Source organism: Aliiglaciecola sp. (assembly GCF_039982535.1).
Taxonomy (GTDB): domain Bacteria; phylum Pseudomonadota; class Gammaproteobacteria; order Enterobacterales; family Alteromonadaceae; genus Aliiglaciecola.
Genome location: NZ_JBDWYG010000059.1, coordinates 1 through 1615 on the forward strand (window position 1 = coordinate 1; position 1615 = coordinate 1615).

Annotated in this window: 1 protein-coding gene; it reads right to left on the bottom strand. The window is 38.7% G+C overall.

Annotated elements, in window-relative coordinates:
* Positions 1 to 259: 259 nt before the first annotated feature.
* On the bottom strand, positions 260 to 1549 hold the full coding sequence (locus ABJV04_RS16880) for a leucine-rich repeat domain-containing protein (protein ID WP_348492759.1): 1290 nt from the start codon (positions 1547 to 1549) through the stop codon (positions 260 to 262).
* Positions 1550 to 1615: the final 66 nt, after the last annotated feature.

The following is a 1615-nucleotide window of genomic DNA, read 5'->3' on the forward strand; positions in this document are numbered from 1 at the left end:
AAAAAAAATAGATGCACTCTATTATTTCTTGAATTACCAATTAGAAGTCTCGACAGTTTCAAAAAGAAGGAATTAATGCAGAACCCTTAAAAGTTATTAATCGGGCAACCCAGTGAAAAGAATTTAAATACTACCTTTTGATACTTTTAAAAGAAAAACCCAAACCGTGTTTTGTACGAGTTTGGGTTTACAATAGTAAGGCAATAAGTGGTTATTTATTATGAAACAACTTTAATTAATCTATAACACACTAATTGGATTATTGCTTAACAATTTTTTTAATAGCTATTAGCCCTTCTGTATTTTCAATTTTTAAAATATACAATCCTGTGGGTAAGTTACTTGTGTTTATTGTTGTATTGGTAGTACTTAATAGTTGTTTACCCGTTATAGTATAAACCGTGGCTTCTTTTAGCTCAAAATCGGTAGCCCCATTAATAGTTAATGCGTTAGTTACTGGGTTGGGACTTATATGTATAGTTTCATTAAGTGTTTTATTATCAATTGATAGTATTTCATCAACGATGGCCTTAAACCCTGTCCAGCTTGCACTGTTTTCATAAGCAGTTACCGAACCAGAGGGCACTAACACCGTTATACCCTCTCGATTTGAAAAAGCATCATCGGGATCCCCAGTAAGGGATGGAGGGTTCGTGGCCAGTACGCTTACAGAGGTGATCGGGTTGCCTTGAAAAGCAAAAAGCTCAATACTGGTCACGTTGCCGGGAATCGTTACACTGGTCAATTGGTTGGTTTGAAAAGCAGCATTTCTAATACTGGTCACGGTATTTGGAATGTCCACACTGGTCAAACCTTCGGCCGAAAAAGCAGAATTTCCAATACTTGTCACGGTATAGGTGGTATTCGAGTTTACGACCGTACTGGGTATTGTTATCTCTTTATCATTTCCTGTATAGTCCGTGGCCCATACCTCATTCTCACCAGATATGGTGTACTCTATTCCGTTATCGGTAAAAGTAGCACCAATAACTGATGTTATTTCATCAACAATGGCCTTAAACCCTGTCCAGCCTGCACTGTTTTCATAATCAGTTACCAAACCAGAGGGCACTAACACCGTTATATCCTCTCGCCTTGAAAAAGCATCATTGGGATCCCCAGTAAGGGATGGAGGGGTCGTGGCCAGTACGTTTACAGAGGTGATCGAGTTGCCTTGAAAAGCCAAAGCCCCAATACTGGTCACGTTGCCGGGAATCGTTACACTGGTCAAACTGTTGGTTTGAAAAGCAGAACTTCCAATACTTGTCACGGTATTTGGAATGTCCACACTGGTCAAAAATTCGGCCCAAAAAGCAGAATTTCCAATACTTGTCACGGTATAGGTGGTATTCGAGTTTACGACCGTACTGGGTATTGTTATCTCTTTATCTTCTCCTGTATAGTCCGTGACCGATACCTCATTATCATTAGATATGGTGTACACTATTGCGTTATCGGTAAAAGTAGTTTGTCCATAGGTGGTCGTGCCCAGAAGCACCATGAATAAGGTGCATAAAAGCTGTTTAGGTAATTTTTTTCTTATCATCATTTTTAAAGTGTTACCAAAGTCTTGTGCAAAAGTTGTTGTACAAGACTTTGAAAGTTAAGAGTATAT

Coding starts and splice junctions, on each gene's coding strand:
- ABJV04_RS16880 (WP_348492759.1), bottom strand. CDS start 1,549: ATGATGATAAGAAAAAAATTACCTAAACAGCTTTTATGCACCTTATTC.